Here is a 19,642-nt window from a genome sequence, read left to right on the forward strand (position 1 = left end):
TTTTGATGAAAACAACTATGGAAGAGGACAGCTTAATCAGTTATTTCAACACATTTATTCCGCTTACGGAAGATGAAATAACCAGTATTAAAAGCCGAGTAACCCAACGAACCATCAAACGCCGACAGATGATATTACAGGAAGGATTTCTTTGTAAACATTATTCGTTTGTGGTGGAGGGCTGTTTTAAAATGTACGGAGTGGATGATAGAGGCAACGAACACAACATTCAATTTGCGGCCGAAAACGACTGGATTATGGACATTGGAAGTTTTCACTCCAAAAAACCAAGCCAATTGTTTATAGAAGCCATTGAGCCGTCGGTAGTGTTGCAAATCGAACAGCACGATTTGTATTTTTTGTATATCAATATTCCTAAGCTCGACCGTATCTTTAAAGTAATTGTTGAAAACAAATTTGTAGAACTGCAAAATCGGGTTTTGCAAACCTTCAGTTCTACTGCCGAAACAAGGTATCTGAGTTTTTTAGAGCAATATCCTAAGCTAGCTTCAAGACTTCCAAACACCCAAATTGCGTCCTATCTGGGCATTACGCCTGAGTTTTTGAGTAAAATTCGAAAAGATGTAAGCCGAAAACTTTGACAAAGTTCTATGACCTTGTCAAAGTGGCTTAATCTAGGTTAAGGGTATTTCCTACGATAGATTAAGGGCGTGGAACTTCCCACTGCCCTACTTTTGCATTGTATATCAAGCAAAATTTTTATCGATCCCTTCTATGTCAAAAATTATCAACTTGGTTCTCCACTTTTGGGTGGTGGTTGCCTCCTTCGGTCAAACAGTAAAATTTGGGAAACAGACATTTGAATTGCACAATGTGACGGGTTCGGTTATCGATTTTCAGGGGAAAAAGGCACTGAAATTAGAACGCGATTTAAAAGCTTTTCCTTTTGTTGAAAAAAAATTAGAAGCAACTGTGGACGACCGTCATTACGCTCGACTTCTTGATTTGAATGATTTTGAGAATGGTACTATTGAAGTTAAAATGTACAGTCAGTTACAAAATCCAGCGCCTTATTCAGGTATTGCAGGGTTTATTGGTGTCTATTTTAGAATAAAGGAAGATGATTCTGAGTGGGAGTCCATCTATCTACGTCCCAAAGTAGGGAGGTCTGATAATCAATTACATAGAAATCACACTGTTCAATATTTTTCTTATCCTAATTTTAAATTTGACACCTTGAGAAAAATTGCTCCTTTCAGATACGAAGGTGCTGCTCCCGTGGCATTGAATGAGTGGATTACGATGAGGGTCGAAGTCAATGGAGAATCGGCAGATATGTTTGTTAACAATCTCAAATACTCTTCTTTTGTAGTGGACAAAATGTTAGGTAAAACCAAGAAAGGCTTTGTTGGCCTGTACGTTGATATTGGTACAATTGGCTATTTCAAGGATTTGAAAGTTACCAAAATGGCTTTGAAGCCAAGGACAAGAAGTGAAAAAGTAAACGATATTTAACCTAATTTTCGGATGAAAAAGCTGCGATTATTAATTCTTCTATTGGTCGTTTTTGAAAGCGTTTTGGCGCAAACTATTCCGTTGGAAACCAAGGGTATATTGCCAAATAAAGTTTATGTGTCTTTGGAAAAGCTGGAAGGAAAGGCGGTTTTGAAAGTAAACAAAGACTCTACTGTAAAAGAGGTAGATGAACCTACCTTTGTCCGTCTCAAAGACGTTGATTTCAAAGATGGAATAATCGAGGTAATGGTGTTGAGTCGATTAGAAAAAAATGCATCGTCAACAGCTCGTGGTTTTATTGGAGTAGCGTATCGAATCAAAAAAGACAATTCGCAATTTGAGTGTATGTACATCCGTCCAACCAATGGCCGAGCCGACGACCAAGTTCGTAGAAATCACTCTATCCAATATTTCGCTTATCCCGATTTTAAATTTGACCGCCTACGAAAGGAGTCGCCTGAAAAGTATGAATCTTACGCAGATATGGGCCTGAATGAATGGATAAAAATCAAAATTGAGGTAAAAGAGAAACAGGCAAAACTGTTTTTGAATGATAACAAGTACCCGTCTTTGATTGTGAATGATTTAAAGCTTGGGGAAAACAATGCAGGTGGTATCGGCTTGTTTGTGGATGTAGGTACTGAGGGGTATTTTAGGGATTTAAAGGTCGTTAATAATTAAAATAACGTTGAAATACTTGGTCGGGCTATGCGTAGCCCGACCAAATACTTTATTTTTTCTGAAAAAACGCTGTATCCAACGAATACTTACCAGCACCTGTCAGTAACAACGCTAACGAAGGGACTAAGTACAAAAGAGCGTGCTCTTTGTCGCCCAATGGATCACTGCCGTGAATGACAAAAGCAATGACCAAGAAAAGCCCGATCTCTACCACGGCTGCTATTCGCGTAAATAACCCGAAAATGAGCAGCAACGGAATGAATACTTCGCCCAAAATGGTCATAAAATGCGAAAGCCGAACTCCCACGTGCAACGGGTCTGGGAAGTCGTTGGCGCCGTCGAGGAAGCTAAGTAGTTTGTCGTAACCGTGAGGAATGAGTAAAACAAAAACGAAAATACGGAGTACCAAAAGCCCTAAATCAGTGTAAGTTTGTTGAGACGATGGTTTAAAAAATGCTAACATGGTTGAAATTTGGTTGACTAAAAACGATACTTAAATTTTGCTAACTTTCGCAAAATTCAACTTTTTATGGGACTTTCTACACTTTTGTTTTTTGTAATTACCCTACTTTTAGGCGGGGCGGTGGGATATGGCCTGTTTTACGTCGCCAATCGAAAAAATGCCCAATTGGGCCAAGCCACCCAATCGTCCACCATTTTGCTGGAGCGGATTGAAAAGGTGTTTAAAGTCGTAATGGCCGAAGGATATTTTACGGAAATATTTGATTATAAGGACGATAAAAAGTTTTTGTATTTGTTCAAAAACTCCAAAAAAGCCTTGGTGATTGCCAAAGCAAAGGTGTTGGTTGGGTTCGATTTTGCCAAAATGCGTTTTCGTCTTGATGAAACCACCAACCAAATGGTCATTGAGTATTTTCCTGAGCCTGAGGTACTTTCTATTGATACCGATTATAAGTTTTATGACATCGAAAATGGCATCTGGAATCGCTTTAGCCACGAAGATTATACCAACTTGCTGGTGGATGCCAAACAAGCCATGAACGAAAAAGCATTGGAGGGTGATTTGCCCCGCATTGCCAATAATCAAGTTCAGTTTATGATGTACCAATTGGCCGCTTCGATGAACTGGAAGATAAATATGCAGCTCCCCGAAGCCAATCAAAAACGGTTGGAAGACTTTAGCAACTATGAAGAAATAAATGCCGAACCCAAGCTTTTGCCTAAAGACGAAGCGTGATGGGCAACGGGCTGTGCAGCGTGTTTCTTATTTGTGCAGCGGGTTTCTCATTTGTGCGGCGGGTTTCTCAAAACCCGCCGCTATTCAATGGGTTGTAAGCAACCCTTTTCGCGGTTGTGAGCAACCGCGACACACCATCGCGAGTAACCACCACACCGCGAACACGCTACACATCAATTTAATGCAAAATAGTAAACACAAGCTCTTGCATAATGGCTTGTTCGTCTTTAGAACCTGACTCAATCCCTTTAGAAGCATTATCGGCTTGGCGCAAGGCCCTGATGGCTTTGGCCACGTGCCCCAACGAATACTGCCGCGCCGCTGATAGGTAATCTTTGACAAAAAAAGGACTAACGCCTAATACCGAAGCAAGGTGTCCTTCCGATTTGTCTTGCGTCCCGTGAACGACGAGCACCTTACTAAAAAAGTTATACAAAATAATAAGCACCTGTGGTAATGGGTTTTCTTTTGTGTTGGCTGCGAGGTAATTAGCTATTTTGTTAGACTTAATCACGTCGCGTTGAATCAACGCTTTTTGCAATTCAAACACATTATATTCTTTGCTAATTCCCACGTATTTTTCCACCACGGCCGCCGTTATTTCTTCACTAGCGGTGAGATTGAGCAAGATTTTGTCGATTTCGCTGGTGATGCGTTTGAGGTCATTCCCAATGTTTTCGACCAACATCTGAATCGCTTTGATGCTGATTTTGGCGCCTAAGCTACGTACGTGTTCGCCCACCCAATCAGGAAGTTTGTTGTCGTACATTTTTTTGCACTGTACCAGTACACCGTGTTTTTCAAAAGTTTTGGGCAAGGCTTTCCGCATGTCAAAATTCCCCTGAAAACACAAAGCCAATACCGTGGATGACAACGGACGAGTGGCGTAGTCGTCCAAAAGGGCCGATTTGTCTTTGTTATCAAGGCCGTTGGATTGTTGGGCCTCTTTGACCAACACCAGTTGCCGTTCCGACATAAACGGAAAGCGACGTGCGTAGTTGAGAATCGTACCTACATCGGCATCTTTTCCAAAAAGTACAAACTGATTAAACCCTTTTTCTGATTCAGGAACTACTGCTTTTTCAAGAGCATCGGCCAATAAATCAATGTAATAAGGTTCGTCGCCGTGAATAAAATACAGCGGTTGAATTTTCTTTTGGCGTATTTCTTTGAGCGCCTGTTCGGGGGAGAGAACCATTTTTTTGAATGTCAAAATGGAGTGTCGAATGCAGAGTGCAGAGTGTCGAATTTGAGTAACAATATTCGACATTCTGCACTCGACATTCGATACTCTCTAATATCCTTTTGATAAATTTATTTGATTGTATGGAGGTCGTCCTTCAATAAAGCGTCGGAAATTATCGGCAAAAATAGTAACTTTTCCTTCCTGTTCGTTGGCCTGTCCGCCGCCCGTGTGCTGGGTTAAAATCACGTTTGACATGCTCCAAAACGGGTGAGTACTTGGCAAAGGTTCTTCTTCTGTCACGTCGAGTACCGCTCCCGCAAGACGCTGTTCTTGTAAGGCTTTTATCAACGCTGGTTCATCGACGGTAGAACCACGGCCAATGTTGGCAAATACAGCACTCGGAGGCATTTCATTAATCATATCTTCCGTAAAAAATCCTCTGGCTGCTCCTGGCAAGCAGTTGATTACTAGGTCGGTTTGGGGAAGAATGGCAAGGAGCGCTTCGGGGGTGTGAATGGTGGCATCGGGGTGTGACCGTGCGACCATTTGAATGTTACAATCAAAGCCCGAGAGCATTTTTTTGACGGTTTGGCCAATACTGCCTGCGCCCAAAATCACTACTCGCTTGCCCGTGAGTAATCCCAAACGGTAGCGAATTGGCGAGCCCACCCAGCGTTTTTCGGTTTTTAACAAGGTAAGTTCTTCTAACCCCCGATAAAAAGCGAGAATACCTGCGATAATGGTTTCGGCACAGGGTACGGAGAAATAATCGGCAAGGTTACAAATAGTCACGTTGGGAAGGTATAAGTGCTTGTATCCATCAAATCCCGCCGATTCGAGTTGCCAAAATTTCAATTGAGCAGGGGCTTCCGTAAACCACGCCGCAGGTGGGTTGCCCAAAATGGCATCGGCCCGACGAAAAGCGTCATGATGTTCATCCTGAGGAATTTCTATTTTAAATACCAACTGATGTCCCGCAGGAAACGCTTCGCGCAAGGTGTGGCGGAGGGCTTCGTTGAAGGGCGTATTTACAAAAATTTGCATTAGATTTGTGAGCTAAGTATCCTCTTTCTCGACAACCTGCTGGTTGCTCGCCCCAAAATTAACTCATTAATGCTATGCTAAATAAATGGTTGGATAAATTAAATCGCCACGACTATCCTTTTATCGATTTGTTTTACTACCTCATCGTGATCGTGGTGTTCTTTCTGTTGGTCATTATTTCAAATCTATTTTTTGATTAACAGAGGGGGGCTGTGCTGAGGGTTTCCTGTTTGTGTTGAGGGTTTCCTGTTTGTGCTGAGGGTTTCTCAAAACCCGTCGAGTTCGGGTTTTGAGAAACCCTCAGCACGAGAATTGGGTTTTGAGAAACCCTCAACATCCTAGTACGTAAGCGCTTAATTCTCTCCGCCTTTTTTGTCGTCGTTGCTGATGCTTTTTTTACTGCGCTGAGGTTGGCTGCTCATTTTCCCAAATTCATAAGAAAAACTCACGCGCCAGCCACGGTTGAAGTATTTGCTGCTCCCTTCTTGCGTAAAGGTGGGAGAGGCAAACGTAATTTTCTGTTCTAAGAACGGAGCAAAAATATTGTCAACTCCCAGCCCAATTGTTCCTTTCTTCTTCAAAACTTCCTTTTGTAAGGCTAGGTTATAATAGGCATAGCCACTGACTTTGCCTTGTAACATGACGCGAGGGGAGTTGAAGAAGCCAAAAAACTGCGCTTTCAAACCTTTACCAAAATCGTAGGTACCGTTTAAGTTGATACGATACATCCAGTTTTCGTTTTTGGCTTGTAATACTGGACTGTTCAGGATGTTATAATAAAGGTTGAGGGATGTATTGGCCGAAAATTTCTTGATTTTTGTACTTCCGCTCAAGGTCAGTCCGTATGAAATATTTTGAGAGATGTTCTGGAATGTCAAGTGGGTTGAACCGTCTTCGTTGACCGTCCGAATGCGCTCGATGGCATTGTTGGTTTGACGCATAAACAACACCGCATTGACCGACGATTCTTTGATGTAAACATTATAACTCGCTTCGGCGCTGTGGGTCAGCTCGGGTTTCAGGAAAGGATTGCCCGAATAAGTAGCTTTGGGTTCGCTGGCGTTGACGTAAGGGTTCAAAAACCAAAGCATTGGCCGCTGAATTCGTTGCGAATAACTCAATTTTAGCTTCTGATTTTTAGGGAGATTTCGCGACAAACTAAGGTTAGGGATGATGTTGCCATAGCTGCTTGAAAACGGAACCGTTCCTGCCAAAAACGCCGCTTGGATAAACGTGTGTTCGTAGCGAGCACCTGCGTTGATACCCCATTTGTTTTTAGAAACGCGCGAGTAGGCGACGTAGCCCGAAGCGACTTGTTGGTTATAATCAAAGATGTTGGCCAAGGCTGGAACGTCCTGAAAATCGCTAGAACCGTCTAAGGCAGTAGCGACGCGGTAATCGCTTTTAACGTTTCTCAAGATGGCTTTTGCTCCGATTTCTAGGGTGCTTACGCTATCCAACGGATTGGTAAAATCAATTTGAATCGTTCCTTCGTGATTTCGGCTTGCGTTGGGGCTTTTTTCGCGGTAATAAATGGCATTTTCAGCGTTGAGCTGGTCGAGGTTGTAGTAGCTGTCATCGACCTCTTTAGAAAGCATGGTTAAGATGTTAAACTCTTTTTTGGGCTTTTTAAATGACTTGTTGTAGTCGAAGTTCAGGGTTCCACCGTTCCAATCATAAATCCGATAAAGCTTTCTGGTAAACAACGAACGAGGCTCGCTAGGGGCTGTAAAGTCGTTGACGTAATCAAAATTCATGGCATTTTTGCCGTCATAAAAATTTAACCCTGCACTAAGCCGATTGAGCGAATCAATGTCCCATTCAGCCGAAAGGTTGCCGTACATATTTTCTCCAGTGCCTTTGAACGACGTTGTCTGGAGAAGTTGGGTTTGGTAATTTTCAAGGGTAGTGATGCGTGTCACGGAGTTTTCGCCCAAATTGCGCCATTTGTTAAACCCACCACGGGCTGCCAGCCCTACGCTTTTTTTACGGTAATTTAGGTTGCCATTGTAGCTGTCATTCCAGCGCCCAATGGAGGTATTGGCTTTGCCATTGACACCTTGAAGGGTGTTCCGTTTCGTAATAATGTTGATAATTCCTGCCGTACCTTCCGCGTCGTATTTGGCTGAGGGGGAAGTGATGACCTCAATTTGTTTGATGTCATCGGCAGGAATTAATTTGAGCACCTCCGCTACACTTTTGGCCATTAAGTTGGAGGGCTTGTTATTAATTAATACTTTGATATTTGAGCTACCTCGGAGTTCTACGTTGCCATCCAAATCCACTGCCACCGCTGGAATTTTACGAAGTACATCGCCCGCGTTTCCCCCTTTGATGGTAATGTCTTTTTCGGCATTATAAACCAAACGGTCGGGTTTGTCTTCAAACAAAGCTTTTTGCTCAACGACCTGCACTTCTTGGAGTTGCTGGGCAGCTTGTGCAAACGAAATTACCCCTAGGTCGAGGTCATTTCCTTCGGTTACTACTACGTTATTGATGATTTTGTCGCGGTAGCCCACAAAGGTGATTTTGAGTTGGTAAGTGCCACCACTCACCTTGCTAAAGTTAAATTTACCAGTGACTTCGGTGGTGGTTCCTTCCAAAATTTTGCTGTCTTTCAACAAGGCTACGGTTGCAAACTCAACGGCTTGTTTGGAAGTGGAATCAAGCAAAAAGCCTGAGATTTTTGATTTTTGGGCAAACGAAGTCCCGATACCCCCTAGCAAGAGGGCTACTAAGAATAACTGTTTCATGATGTTAACCAGAGGTGGCTGTTAAATGGGTGTTGGCTGTATTCTTTGTGTGGTAGTTAGTGAATGAATTTTAATGTGGATACTGTCCCTTTTTTAAATGGTTACAGCAAAGAGAAATGTTTTTGTAGAAAGTTGCACGAAAGGAAATTTTTTTGTGAAAGACCTTCCAAGTTTGTTTTTTGAGGTACTGGTAAAACTTGGAAGGTCTATAAGGGTAAAAAAAAGACCTTCCAAGTTTGTTTTTTGAGGTACAATGAAACTTGGAAGGTCTATAAGAGTAAAAAAAGACCTTCCAAGTTTGTTTAAATTGGGTTTTGAGAAACCCTTTTGTGTCAGATTTGAGAATCTGACACCACCTCGCGTGGAGTTGGTTTCTCATTGCATGTGGAGTTGGTTTCTCAAAACCAACTGCCGAGGTTTCTCAAAACCTCAATTATCAGAATGCCTTGGTAAAGCGTTTGGTTAAATATCTGACAAGGGATGTTTATTTTGATGCACTCAATGGCTTTTTTTCGATACGATTCAACGTGTAGCTAAATAGCTCATTGCCCACCAAAAGGCTTCGGTCATGGTTTAACATAAAAAGTAGATTGTCATCAGCCTTGAGAAGCCGTAAGGTAGCGTTATCCATTTCTAGTTCGTAAACAGTGGCTTCTGGGTCGTTCTTTATTCCTTTACTAATTTTCCAAACGCCGTTTTGGTCTTTTTTGCGAAATGCCGTTCCTATCAACTGATAAGTGGTCGGCTGATGCGTTTTGGGGTCATGGAAGAGGGTTATTTCCCACTTACTTTTAAAACATTCGCTGGAAACGGTTGCTTTTAACAAGGCAGCGATTTGCTGACAAGGACAACGCCCTGCAAAAATTCCAAGCACTTCAGGGCCAGATGGGATAGGGCGGGAGGTAGGTACGATGGGCGGCGTATTTTGAGCGATAAGGGCAGCCGAAAATAGAAGGAAAAAGGTAAAATGAAGAAGCGTTTTCATGGCAAAGTTTTGTTAAAGGTATAGCTATGGCTAGGTGTCCCAATCATCAAACTTTTATCTCCGTAAAGGAGGTGTAAAAGATTGTCGTCCATTTTTACAAACGAGAGCGTTTTGTCGGGCTGGTCGGACAGAAGGCGATAGACGAGGGTATTGGGATTGTTTTTTGTCCCTTGTGTTGTATCCCATTTTCCAGTAACCGTTACGGGAGTGCCGCCTCCTGTAAAAAGATTGGTATTGGGCTGATATACCCCGTACGTAGCCTGTAGCTGAAAAGTTGTGGGGGCCTGTGTCTGGGGGCATCTCGTTGGAAGATAATTTCCCACTTGATAAAATCACAAGCAGCGGATGGTGGCATAGCAAGCAGCGGCTGAAAGATACTTCCGCAAGGGGTACTTCCTATAAATCGTTCAGAAACAGCGGAGGTTTGGGAAAAAGCTGGAAGAACCGATGAAAGCCACACACAGATCAGTAGAGTGCTTTTGAAGATAGGTAGCATGGTCTTGGAAAAGTTAAATTGTTTGTTACTTTATCCATAGAAACAAAAAGACTTCCCACGTTGCATCTTGTGGAAAGTCTTTAGAAAAAGACCTGCCAAGTTTGTTTGGTTAATCAGGTTAATAGCCAAAACTTGGAAGGTCTATCAAGGGTAAAAAAAGACCTTCCAAGGTTGTTTATTGATGGGGCGGGGTGTGAGCACCCCGCAGCACTGCTAGCACTGCTAATGTCCTTTTGAAAATGTAGGCAATTCCCAGTCACAAGCAGGAGCTAACCAGTCGTATCCTGATTCGATAGGTTGGCCTTCTGGCGGAGTCATTGGGGTAGTGGTCGTTACATCAGAGGGGCGATTTTTAGCCGTTTCGATTTGGTGGATAGCGAATAGATTATGCGCTTTTTGTTTGGCGTCCGAAATACCACGATTTTGTAGCCAGAAGTTTAAGTCTCTCAATTTGAGCATGATAACAGCTCGTACTTGAGGAGTTACTTCTTTATTGTTCGATAATTCAATTAGTTTTTCGAGCGCCATTTTATCTACCAAACGTGCTATTTCGCCTTCGTAACCCGCCCGCGACGCGTTTGATTTCCAAGTGGCACCGATGAGTTTATCAAGGGTTTCTTCCAAACTCAACAACGACGGATGGAACGACGACTGAATCACCAAACGACTCAAACGCTCTGGGTTAAGCAACATCCGTAACGTCAAGCCCGCCGAGGCTTCGGGTGGGCCTAGTGGGTCAAAAACCAGTCCTGTACGGCGTTTGAAGGTTTCGCGGGGATTGGCGTCGTAGCCGAAGGCGCGCGGAGGTGTGAGTTTCAATACCGTTTCGGGTACTTTCAAGAAATCAGGCTGAAGTGTTTGGAGGAGGGTTTCCAAGGCTTCGCGTTGCTCAAGTCCGTTGACAGGCGTGGTGGTAAGGTCTTTGTCGCCTTTTACGGTAAACTTATAATTGACGCCGCCTATAACTTTAGCTGTAGCTTCTACCTGAAAACGGTGGAACATATACATGGGTACAAACACTTCTTCCAACGAACTCATCGGAGTACCTGTGCGTAGTTTGCGTTCGTCAAAATTACTCAATGTCACTTTCCGAACTTCAGAAATGCGCTTCAATTCGGCCGTAGCGTTTGCGCCATTGTCCCACAAGTGAGTATGAGGATGGGCACTTCCTTCGGGGCGAGCGTCTTGGTCGGTCAAGAAATACAAGCCTTTGCCGTACATTTGGTCCACGATGGTATTGAGGGCTTTTTTCTCATCTGTTCCTTTTGGAAAATCTTGGTAGCCCCAGATGATAGACCATTTGTCGTAATCGCCAATTTTTTTGTCATAGGCATTGGATAAATCCACTTTCCCGTTTTTCAATTCGACCAACATGTGCGGATAATCCATGACCGAAGCGCGGTTGTGAATGCTTGCTACGTAGTTGTGAGGAAGCCCCAGCGTATGCCCAATTTCGTGCGCCGAAAGCTGTTTTAAGCGCTCAATCGACATGCCCAACATATCTTCTACGTTGCTGGTATCGGTTTGGAAATTACCCACCAAACCCTGCGCAATCAAATAATCTTGACGTACCCGTAGCGAACCTAACGTCACTTTTCCTTTCAAAATTTCGCCCGTGCGAGGATCCACAATACTAGCCCCGTACGACCATCCGCGCGTAGAACGGTGCACCCACTGAACGAGGTTATAACGAACGTCCATCGGGTCGGCGTCGGCAGGGAGCAATTTTACCTGAAAAGCATCTTTGTAACCCGCTGCTTCAAACGCCTGATTCCACCATTTGGCACCTTCAACCAAGGCCGAACGAATGGGTTCTGGAGCACCTGGGTCGATGTAATACACAATCGGCTTCACGGGCTCACTGAGGGCCGCGCTAGGGTCTTTTTTCTTCAAACGGTGACGAACGATGTAGCGCTTTTCAATCGGCTCACTGATGGGCGTGGCATAGTCATAATAAGACGTAGAAATGTACCCAATGCGAGGGTCGAAGGCGCGCGGTTGGTAGTCATTGTCAGGAAGTTGGACAAAAGAATGGTGCTGACGCATGGTCACGATGGAGGCGGTAGGAACCACTTCTCGCAAGTAAGCACCAGGGGAATCGCCCGTGAGGGTAATAGTTACTTCAAACTCCGTGTTTTGAGGAAAGTTTTTGGTGTTGGGCAAATACATGGCCGAACGAGAAGCATCCAGTCGAAACGAACCTTGGCGTGTGCGCGAAATGCCTTGACTGGCTCCTACGGCGTCTTGCATCAAAAAAGGTGTAAGGTCCACGAGGGCTGTGCCTGCGTTTTCGGCCAAAACCTCAAATCCCCAGTGCACTGATTGCGCAAAAGATTCTTCTACCGCACGGCGTTCTAGCGGGTCCTTGCTAACGGCACGGTAGGCGTAATTGGGTTCCAGCATTAAAATCTTGTTGCCCGTACGCTGAAATTTAACCACGTGCTCTTGCCCTAAGCGACCACGGTCAAGGCCAATGTCATTGGAACCGATGCCTTGCGAAAGGGTAGGGTAGTAGAGGAGTTCGGTGTCGAACTGCTTAATTTCAAGATAGACTTTGCCTTTTTTAGCATCCCAGTAGTACGGTAAAAAACCGTCTTTCTTCTCCATGTCTTTGGTGAAGGTTTCAATGGGATTTTGGGCGTAGAGGGAGGTCGAAAACAACGCCAGTAATAGGAGTTTTTTCATAAATAATTGGGTAGATTAGGTTGTTGATTGGTTAGACTACTCCCCACGAAGGGGGTTCTACAAAGAAACCTAATTTTTAGGAAAAAGGAGGTATCCGCACCCACAGAAATCGACTTATACGGTTTTTTTTGCGGCAGCTACACCCGCGTTAGTGCGCTCTTGAACGCTTTTCCAATGGGAAGCGCTTGCCCTTGAACGATGACTTCTTCTTTGGTATAAATTTCAATTTTGTCAATGGCAACAATAAACGAGCGATGAATCCGAACAAACTGGCTGGAGGGGAGGAGTGCTTCGATTTCGTGCGTGCTCATTTTTGATTTAAACTCACCTTGCGTCGTCATTACTCGAATGTATTCACGGGCACTTTCGACATACAACACCGTGTCAAACACAATACGTACTTTCTTTCGGTCGATGCTCAAAAAGCAAGAAAGATCTTTGGTTGGAGTTTCTTTTTCAATGAGTGGCTGGGTACCAATGGCCTTGATGACCTTATTGGTTGCGGTCACAAAGCGTTCAAATGAAAACGGTTTGAGTAAATAATCAACGACGTTTAGTTCAAACCCCTCGACGGCGTATTGGTGGTAAGCCGTGGTAACGATGACGGCGGGCGGGTGCATCAAGGTTCGTAAAAACGCCAAGCCTTTTAATTTGGGCAAATGAATATCCAAAAAGATAAGGTCAACGGCCGTAGATTGGAGAAAAAGCCCCGCATTGATGGCGTCTCGGAAAGTAGCGATGAGTTCGAGTTGGGGTAAAGATTCGCAATAATCTTTCAGGATTTTGACGGCCAAAGGTTCATCTTCGACAATGATGCACTTAATTTTTTGCATAGCTGTTGAGGTCAATGGTGAGTTGGGTAAAAAACGTTTGTCCCCGATTTTCGAGTTGAAGCTGGTAGGAATGAAATAACAGCTCTAACTGCCGACGAATATTCCGAATCCCGATTCCTTCTTGGGAGGTTGTTGCTTCTTGGTTTTCTTCCTTTGAATTTTCAATTTCTAAACGTAACTCCTGCTGGCGAACTGCAAGCCGAATGTGGACAAATGCTTGCTGGAGTGTTTCTGAAACCCCGTGTTTGAAGGCGTTTTCGACCAAAGGAATCATCAACAACGGTGGAATCAACGTTTGAGACTCCTCCAGCTGCACCTTAAATTGGATATTGAGCGTCTCGTCATAGCGCATTCGCTCAAGCTCCAAGTAATCTTCGATGATTTTAATTTCTTTATCGGCACTTACGAGCCCGCCGCCCGTTTCATAGAGCATGTACCGCAGCATTTCCGATAATCGTAACACGTTGTGAGGGGCTTGGTCGGATTTTTCTCTGGCCAAAGCGTAAATGTTGTTGAGGGTATTGAAAAGAAAGTGTGGGTTGATTTGCGACTTTAAAAAGCTCAATTCAGACTGTTGTTTTTCAATGACTAAGCGTTGGTTTTTAAGCCTCAGTTCGTACGAATCTACAATCAGTTTAATCAACGTAAAATACAAGATACCAACGACTTGGAAAAAGAAGCGGGTGGATAGCCCTTTCAACGTAAAGGGCATGTCGTTGAGTGGGTCAAGCCCAAAAATGTAGGCCGCAAATTTGCACCAACCTGCAAACCCGAACGTAAGCATGAACAGCATTGCTGCCACTAGTAATGTGACCCAGCGCCATTGTTTGGATTGCTTACGAATAAACGGAATGGCTTGATGAAATAAGAACAAATTTAAAAAAGAAACAAAGCCGATTGCCAAAGAGAAAATGGCCACTGCGGTAAAAAAACAGCTCCATTCGCCGTTGCACTCGAAGGCCATCGCCACGTACCAAATGGCAAAATAAGACAACAAAATCCAACAGCTTGTCTTGAAAGGTTTACTCATCATTCCGCTGATAATCAATAGTGACCGTTTGTAAAATTAAGCAAAGAGAGCAAAGAATGCGGCGAGAGTCAACACTATTTCCACGAACGTCAACCAACGGACGATTAACGTCAACAAAAAGAGTTGGAAGGTAAAATCGGTCGTCATAAAATGGCTGGTCGTACGCCAAACAGCCACCAACTTTGTAAAAAAAACACGCCTTTTATCAACATGAAAACAAAAGAACTACCTTCATTACAACTTTCAAATAGCCCAAGAGTTGGGAAAAATTACCTCGACCTAAGCGTCAAAAGTTGGTTTGTCGCTGCCACCTTGGGCCAGTGGATTTTTGGGCTATACATTGCGCTGTTTTATGGCAAATCGACCTTGTCAGGTGAATGGGAGAAGTGGAATAAAGTGTTACCCCACGGCTATGTAAAGGACGATTTGACGGGAAACTTAATTGTAGCTGCCCACGTATTTTTTGCGCTTATAATGGTGGTAGGCGGGCCTTTGCAACTGATTCCTCGGCTAAGAAATCGCTTCAAAACCGTTCACCGTTGGCTTGGAAGAACGTATATCCTAACGGCGATTCTGATAGCTCTTGATGGACTCATTATGGTATGGACGCGTGGGGCGGTGGGAGAGCTTTTGCAGCACATTGCCATTTCGATTCAGGCCGTTTATATGGTTGTTTTTGCACTTCTTGCATTTCATTATGCCCGTCAACGCGATTTTGTGAAACACCGTCAGTGGGCTATTCGGCTCTACTTGGTGTCGAATGGCGTATGGTTTTTTCGGGTGAGCTTGATGGCTTGGTTGATGCTCAACGGTGGCCCCGCAGGGTTTGACCCAAAAACATTTGACGGGCCATTTTTGTGGTTTCTAGCCATTGCCATTTATGCCCTTCCTGTGGCTTTGATGGTATTTGAACTGTATCTCTATGCCCAGAAAAACCCATCAAAGCCCTTACTTCAACGAGCTACCGCTTCATTGCTTTTTTTGCTTACGGGATTAATGTTGGTGGGGATTGTAGCCGCTACAATGGGATTGTGGATACCTAGAATGTGAAATATGACGGTTGCTAAGTAGCTCGAAATACCCAATCAGGGGCTTGGTTAATCTCTTGACGCAGGAGTTGGTTAAGTTGTGCCGCATGGTGCTGGACGTGCCTCATGTTGTACAGCAGTATTTCTACCATCGAATAATTCATGGTTTCTGACTGATTGACCCAACGTGCTTCGGCGGTTTCAGATGTTAACTGGCTGACAAACGTTTGGCCTTTTTCCCTACAATAGCGTAGATACCCAAGTAATTCGTCGGGAGAATAAACCCTTTCGGGGAGGGTGTCTTCAAATTCGGAGAAGGTAAAAGGCGGCGGCGGCGTAAACGTTTTGGGTGAAGTGGTCAAGTAATAATCAAGAAAAAAGAGTGTATGAAAAGCTTGGTACCAAAACTTACGCTCAGTATCCCACACTTCATCGGGGCAACAACGAATGGCATTTTCGAGCATGTCAATACTCGCTCCCAATTGATTCCAAATACTTTTTTTCACCGTAACCAACATAACACAATAAACGTTGTTTTACCCTTTGCTTTACTTCTCCAATGCTGCTACTTCTTTCAACGACACGCCCAAGAACCGTTTGGCGATGGGTTCGAGTTGTGACTCTAATCCCTCAAAATGGAAGGTACGACTGCGGTGACCGAGAATTTGGCCTTTTTTGAGCTCACGAGCAGGTGACGACGATTCCAATTCATAGAACGGACCCATTTGGGTACCATCGGCCACTGGACCATCGTTGTACGAATTGGCTGCGTCGCCTTTGTAGGGCTCTTTTTGAAGTTCCCAGAGTGAATTTACGTAATCGCCACTAGGGTCAAGGTCGTAAGTAACGATGGTGAGCACGCCTTTTTCGGAATCGTAGCTGCCCATGACGGGCTCCGCAATGCTCGGAGGGAGACCGATTTTGCTACGGTGTTTGCCGTCAGCAGCAAAATACAAAACATTGTCCTTGATGATGAGTCGTTCGGCAGGTACTTTGCCAAAATAGCTATCGTTGATTAAGCTTTTGGCGTTGGGGGTATTTTTGAAAGGAACAATGACCGTGGTTTTGGGCGTGGGATTAAACATGCCCAAAATCCAAATGGAAAGTAGCCCTGTTTCTTTTTTCCAATCAGCGCCTTGGTTAATCACCTGGTTCATGGTCTCGTACGCGACCACTTTGACGTCTTTGAGGGGAAGTTGTAGGATGGTTTCGACCGAAAGTTTGCTCATTACTTCTACACTACGCAGAATCTCAATGTCAAAAGTCGTTCCTGAGTAGTTGGTAAGTTTGGCTTTTTTGCGGAACGAGGCTTTGGCTTTTTCGGATGAAACCAAATCGAACGGCTCAGAGTCTATCAAGGCGGGTACTTGCCAATTATCGAAAACAAAGTCTTTGTCTTTTTCAAAATAAACAGAGAATTGTCCGCCTTCAGGCCCTAGCCAAAAGCGTTCTTCGCCACCAAAAGCACTCATGTGGGGCGTAAATTTGCCCGATTCGAGTAGTTTATAATTAAGCCAGCCGTAGCTGTTGCCCGTAGAACCACCCGCAGTAGATGTCATCACCCGACCTTGTAGCGCTGCCACAACGGCAACCTGCGCCGAGTCATCATCGGGCGAAGAGAGAACGAGTGGCGGCTGGTGTTTCTTTAAAAAAGCTAAATCTGTACCAAAGGTATGAAAACGAGCGGACATGGTGTCTTGAGGGGAGGTTGAACAACTAAACTCTACCGTCCCTAGCCCAAAAATGACTACTGCGGTGCGCAAAAAGTAGGCGATTTTGTTTGAACTCATTGGATGAGAGTGTATTAGCGATTTGGGTAGTTGAACGTATAATTTATCCCAAAAGTGTATGATTGGCAAAACATACTCAAAACCGATGGACAAAGTGACTTGTGAGGCATACGGAGTGAAATAAATATCGCCCATGGTGGTTGAAATTCGCGAAAATTTTGTATAATTTTGCAAAATTTTTCTTCAAAACCAATCCAATCAAGCTTCACCAAAGCCTATGAGTAAACTACGGATTTTGTATGTAGCCAGTGAGATAAATCCTTTTCTCCAAATTACCGAGGTAGCAGAATACGTACGAAAACTGCCCCAAGCAATGCAGGAGCGCGGCATGGAAATTCGCATTTTAGTGCCCCGCTTTGGACTTATCAACGAACGTAAAAACCGTCTTCACGAAGTAGTTCGTCTTTCTGGTATTAATATTTCGGTCGGTGACGATGAGAAACCCCTAGTAATCAAGGTGGCATCGATACCGAGCGCTAAACTACAAGTTTATTTTATAGACAACGAAGACTATTTTCATCGTAAGTCCGTTTTCTTAGATAAAGACAACAATTTTTTTGACGACAACGATGAACGTGCTATCTTTTTCTGTAAAGGCGTACTCGAAACCGTCAAAAAGTTAGGCTGGGCGCCTGACGTTGTACACTGTAACGATTGGATGACTTCTCTCATCCCATTGTACTTAAAGACGACCTATAAAAATGATCCGATGTTTAAGGATACCAAGTGCGTTTTTACGGTGTATAACAATGCCTTCAACTATAAGTTTGAAGACGCCATTTTAGAAAAAGCCAAAGCCATGGACGTTAGCGACGAGGCACTGGCGCATCTACGTTCGGCTGATTTTGAGGGATTTGTCAAAATTGGATGTGCGTATGCAGATGCCGTAGTAAAAGCTGACGATGATTTTAGTGAAAGTTTAAACCAAATTTTTGATGAATTGCCCGAACGCAAGTTGGAACTGGTCGAAGAAGACGAAAACTTTACCGAGACGTATTACAACCTTTACAACGAATTGGCTGGCTAAACTTAGCCTAAGCACCCTCACCTTATTGGTTTTGGCCTTGATGTCGTGCGAAGCTCCTAAAGAAATTGGACTTCCGCCCGAAGTAATTGCCGATGTTAAGTTTGTCGATACCCTGACAGTACGTACAAGTACTGTGCTATTGGACTCGGTGCGCACCTCAAACGCCCAACGAATATTGGTGGGTGCTTACAATGACCCCATCTTTGGAAAGGTGAAAGCACAGTCATTTGTGGAGTTTACAAGTACACTTAATTTGAACTTGAACGCGGATGGAACGACCAATACCAACGTGTATGCCTTTGACTCGGTGTCTATTAGCTTGTCTTACAATTATTATTATGGGGATACGCTGAAGCCGTTTCAGATGGCAGTTCACCGTTTGACAGACACGCTCCTGACGGGTAAGATGTACTACAACAACAGTACAGTACCTTATTCGTCAACACCGCTGGCAAGTCATACGTTTTATCCAACCCCAAGAACGTCGTCGTTGGTGACAATGAGGCTCCCAGATGCATTTGGACAAGAAATCTTTGCTTTGAACGGTAAGCCAGAGGCTAGTACCATCGCAAAGTTTACCCAGACAATCAAAGGGTTGACGTTTGTTCCTGCTGCTACCAATGCTTCTGTGATTGGAATTTCTCCCCAATCAACTGGCATTACGCTGAACTTGTTTTATCACAACACTGCTGATACAATTGCCCTGGTGAAAACGTTTTTTATCAATAAGCGTTTTAATCACGTAGAGGCTGATCGCCAAGGTACGGCACTGAGCAAAATTCAACCTCTCAAACCTCTCGCTGCCAGCGAAACAGGTGGGTTGAACTACATTCAAGATGCCCTTGGGATTGTGACGAAACTTGAGATTCCTTACTTGCAAGAATTGTTCAAACAAAAGGGGATTGCCATTAACCGCGCCGAGCTATTGATTACCCCCACTTGGCCTGAGGGAACGAACTCCATTTATACTTTGCCAATAGGATTGGCATTGGCAGAAACGGATGCTTCTAACCGCTTGTTGAGAACCAAAGGTGATACGGAGCTTTTGGTGCCTAATGATGCCACTACTTTCCAGAGCTATATTTTGCCACAAGTGGTAGTTTACTCTACCAAAACGCGCAATTATAACTTCATCTTGACCACTTATTTGCAAGCATTGGCCGTCGGGTTTAAGAAAAATCCAGGTTTATTATTGATGCCAATAAGTGGAGCACCAGAAGTACAGTCGTACTCAACCAGTGGGCAACCCTTGAGTAGTTACTATCCGTTTATGAACAATAAACTGGATCGCTTGACGATTACGCCGAACAAAGAAAACATAAAATTGATGTTGTTTTACACAACGGCTCAGTAAGAATAAAGCAAAATACAGCATAGGCAAAACGCGCAAAGGAAATTCTCCTTTGCGCGTTTTGTTTTTGTAATATTTC

The 19,642-nt window shown here is 43.9% G+C and carries 18 protein-coding genes; 7 read left to right on the forward strand and 11 right to left on the reverse strand.

The window, feature by feature from the left end:
- The first annotated feature begins 5 nt into the window (after nt 1-5).
- The 3 genes from AC23P2_RS18335 (at nt 6) to AC23P2_RS18345 (ending at nt 2,157) form a co-directional block, all read left to right on the forward strand.
- A complete protein-coding gene (locus AC23P2_RS18335; RefSeq protein ID WP_487774541.1) occupies nt 6-602 on the forward strand; it encodes a Crp/Fnr family transcriptional regulator in 597 nt (198 codons plus the stop codon).
- Nucleotides 603-735: 133 nt separating this feature from the next.
- Complete coding sequence (locus AC23P2_RS18340; RefSeq protein WP_487774542.1) at nt 736-1,476, forward strand: hypothetical protein; 741 nt, start codon at nt 736-738, stop codon at nt 1,474-1,476.
- Between the two features lie 12 nt (nt 1,477-1,488).
- The gene (locus AC23P2_RS18345; protein WP_487774543.1) at nt 1,489-2,157 is read left to right on the forward strand and encodes a 3-keto-alpha-glucoside-1,2-lyase-like domain-containing protein; all 669 of its coding nucleotides are present in this window, start codon (nt 1,489-1,491) and stop codon (nt 2,155-2,157) included.
- Nucleotides 2,158-2,206: 49 nt separating this feature from the next.
- On the opposite strand, the gene AC23P2_RS18350 is transcribed toward AC23P2_RS18345, so the two are convergent.
- A complete protein-coding gene (locus AC23P2_RS18350; RefSeq protein WP_487774544.1) occupies nt 2,207-2,620 on the reverse strand; it encodes a DoxX family protein in 414 nt (137 codons plus the stop codon).
- A 66-nt stretch (nt 2,621-2,686) separates the two neighbouring features.
- On the opposite strand from AC23P2_RS18350, the gene AC23P2_RS18355 reads away from it, so the two are divergent.
- The gene (locus AC23P2_RS18355; protein WP_487774545.1) at nt 2,687-3,355 is read left to right on the forward strand and encodes a DUF4230 domain-containing protein; all 669 of its coding nucleotides are present in this window, start codon (nt 2,687-2,689) and stop codon (nt 3,353-3,355) included.
- Between the two features lie 178 nt (nt 3,356-3,533).
- Here AC23P2_RS18355 and holA read toward each other — a convergent pair whose 3' ends face one another.
- The 8 genes from holA to AC23P2_RS18395 form a co-directional block, all read right to left on the reverse strand.
- On the reverse strand, nt 3,534-4,553 hold the full coding sequence (gene holA / locus AC23P2_RS18360; protein WP_487774546.1) for a DNA polymerase III subunit delta: 1,020 nt from the start codon (nt 4,551-4,553) through the stop codon (nt 3,534-3,536).
- Between the two features lie 96 nt (nt 4,554-4,649).
- Entirely contained in the window at nt 4,650-5,585 is a 936-nt protein-coding gene (locus tag AC23P2_RS18365) for a D-2-hydroxyacid dehydrogenase (protein ID WP_487774547.1), read from the reverse strand.
- A 353-nt stretch (nt 5,586-5,938) separates the two neighbouring features.
- Entirely contained in the window at nt 5,939-8,338 is a 2,400-nt protein-coding gene (locus AC23P2_RS18370; protein WP_487774548.1) for a TonB-dependent receptor, read from the reverse strand.
- A 484-nt stretch (nt 8,339-8,822) separates the two neighbouring features.
- On the reverse strand, nt 8,823-9,323 hold the full coding sequence (locus AC23P2_RS18375; protein ID WP_487774549.1) for a hypothetical protein: 501 nt from the start codon (nt 9,321-9,323) through the stop codon (nt 8,823-8,825).
- Complete coding sequence (locus AC23P2_RS18380) at nt 9,320-9,646, reverse strand: hypothetical protein (protein WP_487774550.1); 327 nt, start codon at nt 9,644-9,646, stop codon at nt 9,320-9,322. Before AC23P2_RS18380 ends, AC23P2_RS18375 begins: the two co-directional genes overlap by 4 nt.
- 395 nt (nt 9,647-10,041) lie before the next feature.
- On the reverse strand, nt 10,042-12,504 hold the full coding sequence (locus AC23P2_RS18385; RefSeq protein WP_487774551.1) for a zinc-dependent metalloprotease: 2,463 nt from the start codon (nt 12,502-12,504) through the stop codon (nt 10,042-10,044).
- Between the two features lie 137 nt (nt 12,505-12,641).
- Nucleotides 12,642-13,337 (reverse strand): LytR/AlgR family response regulator transcription factor, encoded by a 696-nt coding sequence (locus tag AC23P2_RS18390; protein WP_487774552.1) that lies wholly within the window; start codon nt 13,335-13,337, stop codon nt 12,642-12,644.
- Entirely contained in the window at nt 13,324-14,370 is a 1,047-nt protein-coding gene (locus AC23P2_RS18395) for a sensor histidine kinase (RefSeq protein WP_487774553.1), read from the reverse strand. The genes AC23P2_RS18390 and AC23P2_RS18395 overlap by 14 nt, the downstream gene beginning before the upstream one ends.
- A gap of 207 nt (nt 14,371-14,577) precedes the next feature.
- Here AC23P2_RS18395 and AC23P2_RS18400 point away from each other — a divergent pair, with 207 nt between their 5' ends.
- The gene (locus AC23P2_RS18400; protein WP_487774554.1) at nt 14,578-15,417 is read left to right on the forward strand and encodes a DUF2306 domain-containing protein; all 840 of its coding nucleotides are present in this window, start codon (nt 14,578-14,580) and stop codon (nt 15,415-15,417) included.
- 13 nt (nt 15,418-15,430) lie between these two features.
- Here the strand turns inward: AC23P2_RS18400 and AC23P2_RS18405 are convergent, their stop codons facing one another.
- Together AC23P2_RS18405 and AC23P2_RS18410 are read right to left on the reverse strand one after the other, a co-directional pair.
- Entirely contained in the window at nt 15,431-15,913 is a 483-nt protein-coding gene (locus tag AC23P2_RS18405) for a DinB family protein (RefSeq protein WP_487774555.1), read from the reverse strand.
- A gap of 30 nt (nt 15,914-15,943) precedes the next feature.
- Complete coding sequence (locus AC23P2_RS18410; RefSeq protein WP_487774556.1) at nt 15,944-17,185, reverse strand: DUF6786 family protein; 1,242 nt, start codon at nt 17,183-17,185, stop codon at nt 15,944-15,946.
- Nucleotides 17,186-17,402: 217 nt separating this feature from the next.
- Between AC23P2_RS18410 and AC23P2_RS18415 the strand changes: the two genes are divergently transcribed.
- The gene (locus AC23P2_RS18415) at nt 17,403-18,212 is read left to right on the forward strand and encodes a glycogen/starch synthase (protein ID WP_028526746.1); all 810 of its coding nucleotides are present in this window, start codon (nt 17,403-17,405) and stop codon (nt 18,210-18,212) included.
- A gap of 40 nt (nt 18,213-18,252) precedes the next feature.
- Nucleotides 18,253-19,566 (forward strand): DUF4270 family protein, encoded by a 1,314-nt coding sequence (locus AC23P2_RS18420; RefSeq protein WP_487774621.1) that lies wholly within the window; start codon nt 18,253-18,255, stop codon nt 19,564-19,566.
- Nucleotides 19,567-19,642 lie beyond the last annotated feature (76 nt).

The organism is Runella sp. R0.1_18 (assembly GCF_057652155.1).

Bases quoted from the DNA above. Each gene is read 5' to 3' on its own strand.
- AC23P2_RS18335 (WP_487774541.1), top strand. From the start codon at position 6: ATGAAAACAACTATGGAAGAGGACAGCTTAATCAGTTATTTCAACACA.
- AC23P2_RS18395 (WP_487774553.1), bottom strand. From the start codon at position 14,370: ATGATGAGTAAACCTTTCAAGACAAGCTGTTGGATTTTGTTGTCTTAT.
- AC23P2_RS18400 (WP_487774554.1), top strand. From the start codon at position 14,578: ATGAAAACAAAAGAACTACCTTCATTACAACTTTCAAATAGCCCAAGA.
- AC23P2_RS18345 (WP_487774543.1), top strand. From the start codon at position 1,489: ATGAAAAAGCTGCGATTATTAATTCTTCTATTGGTCGTTTTTGAAAGC.
- AC23P2_RS18385 (WP_487774551.1), bottom strand. From the start codon at position 12,504: ATGAAAAAACTCCTATTACTGGCGTTGTTTTCGACCTCCCTCTACGCC.
- AC23P2_RS18420 (WP_487774621.1), top strand. From the start codon at position 18,253: ATGTCGTGCGAAGCTCCTAAAGAAATTGGACTTCCGCCCGAAGTAATT.
- AC23P2_RS18390 (WP_487774552.1), bottom strand. From the start codon at position 13,337: ATGCAAAAAATTAAGTGCATCATTGTCGAAGATGAACCTTTGGCCGTC.
- AC23P2_RS18350 (WP_487774544.1), bottom strand. From the start codon at position 2,620: ATGTTAGCATTTTTTAAACCATCGTCTCAACAAACTTACACTGATTTA.
- AC23P2_RS18375 (WP_487774549.1), bottom strand. From the start codon at position 9,323: ATGAAAACGCTTCTTCATTTTACCTTTTTCCTTCTATTTTCGGCTGCC.
- AC23P2_RS18340 (WP_487774542.1), top strand. From the start codon at position 736: ATGTCAAAAATTATCAACTTGGTTCTCCACTTTTGGGTGGTGGTTGCC.
- AC23P2_RS18405 (WP_487774555.1), bottom strand. From the start codon at position 15,913: ATGTTGGTTACGGTGAAAAAAAGTATTTGGAATCAATTGGGAGCGAGT.
- AC23P2_RS18410 (WP_487774556.1), bottom strand. From the start codon at position 17,185: ATGAGTTCAAACAAAATCGCCTACTTTTTGCGCACCGCAGTAGTCATT.
- AC23P2_RS18365 (WP_487774547.1), bottom strand. From the start codon at position 5,585: ATGCAAATTTTTGTAAATACGCCCTTCAACGAAGCCCTCCGCCACACC.
- AC23P2_RS18355 (WP_487774545.1), top strand. From the start codon at position 2,687: ATGGGACTTTCTACACTTTTGTTTTTTGTAATTACCCTACTTTTAGGC.
- AC23P2_RS18415 (WP_028526746.1), top strand. From the start codon at position 17,403: ATGAGTAAACTACGGATTTTGTATGTAGCCAGTGAGATAAATCCTTTT.
- AC23P2_RS18370 (WP_487774548.1), bottom strand. From the start codon at position 8,338: ATGAAACAGTTATTCTTAGTAGCCCTCTTGCTAGGGGGTATCGGGACT.
- holA (WP_487774546.1), bottom strand. From the start codon at position 4,553: ATGGTTCTCTCCCCCGAACAGGCGCTCAAAGAAATACGCCAAAAGAAA.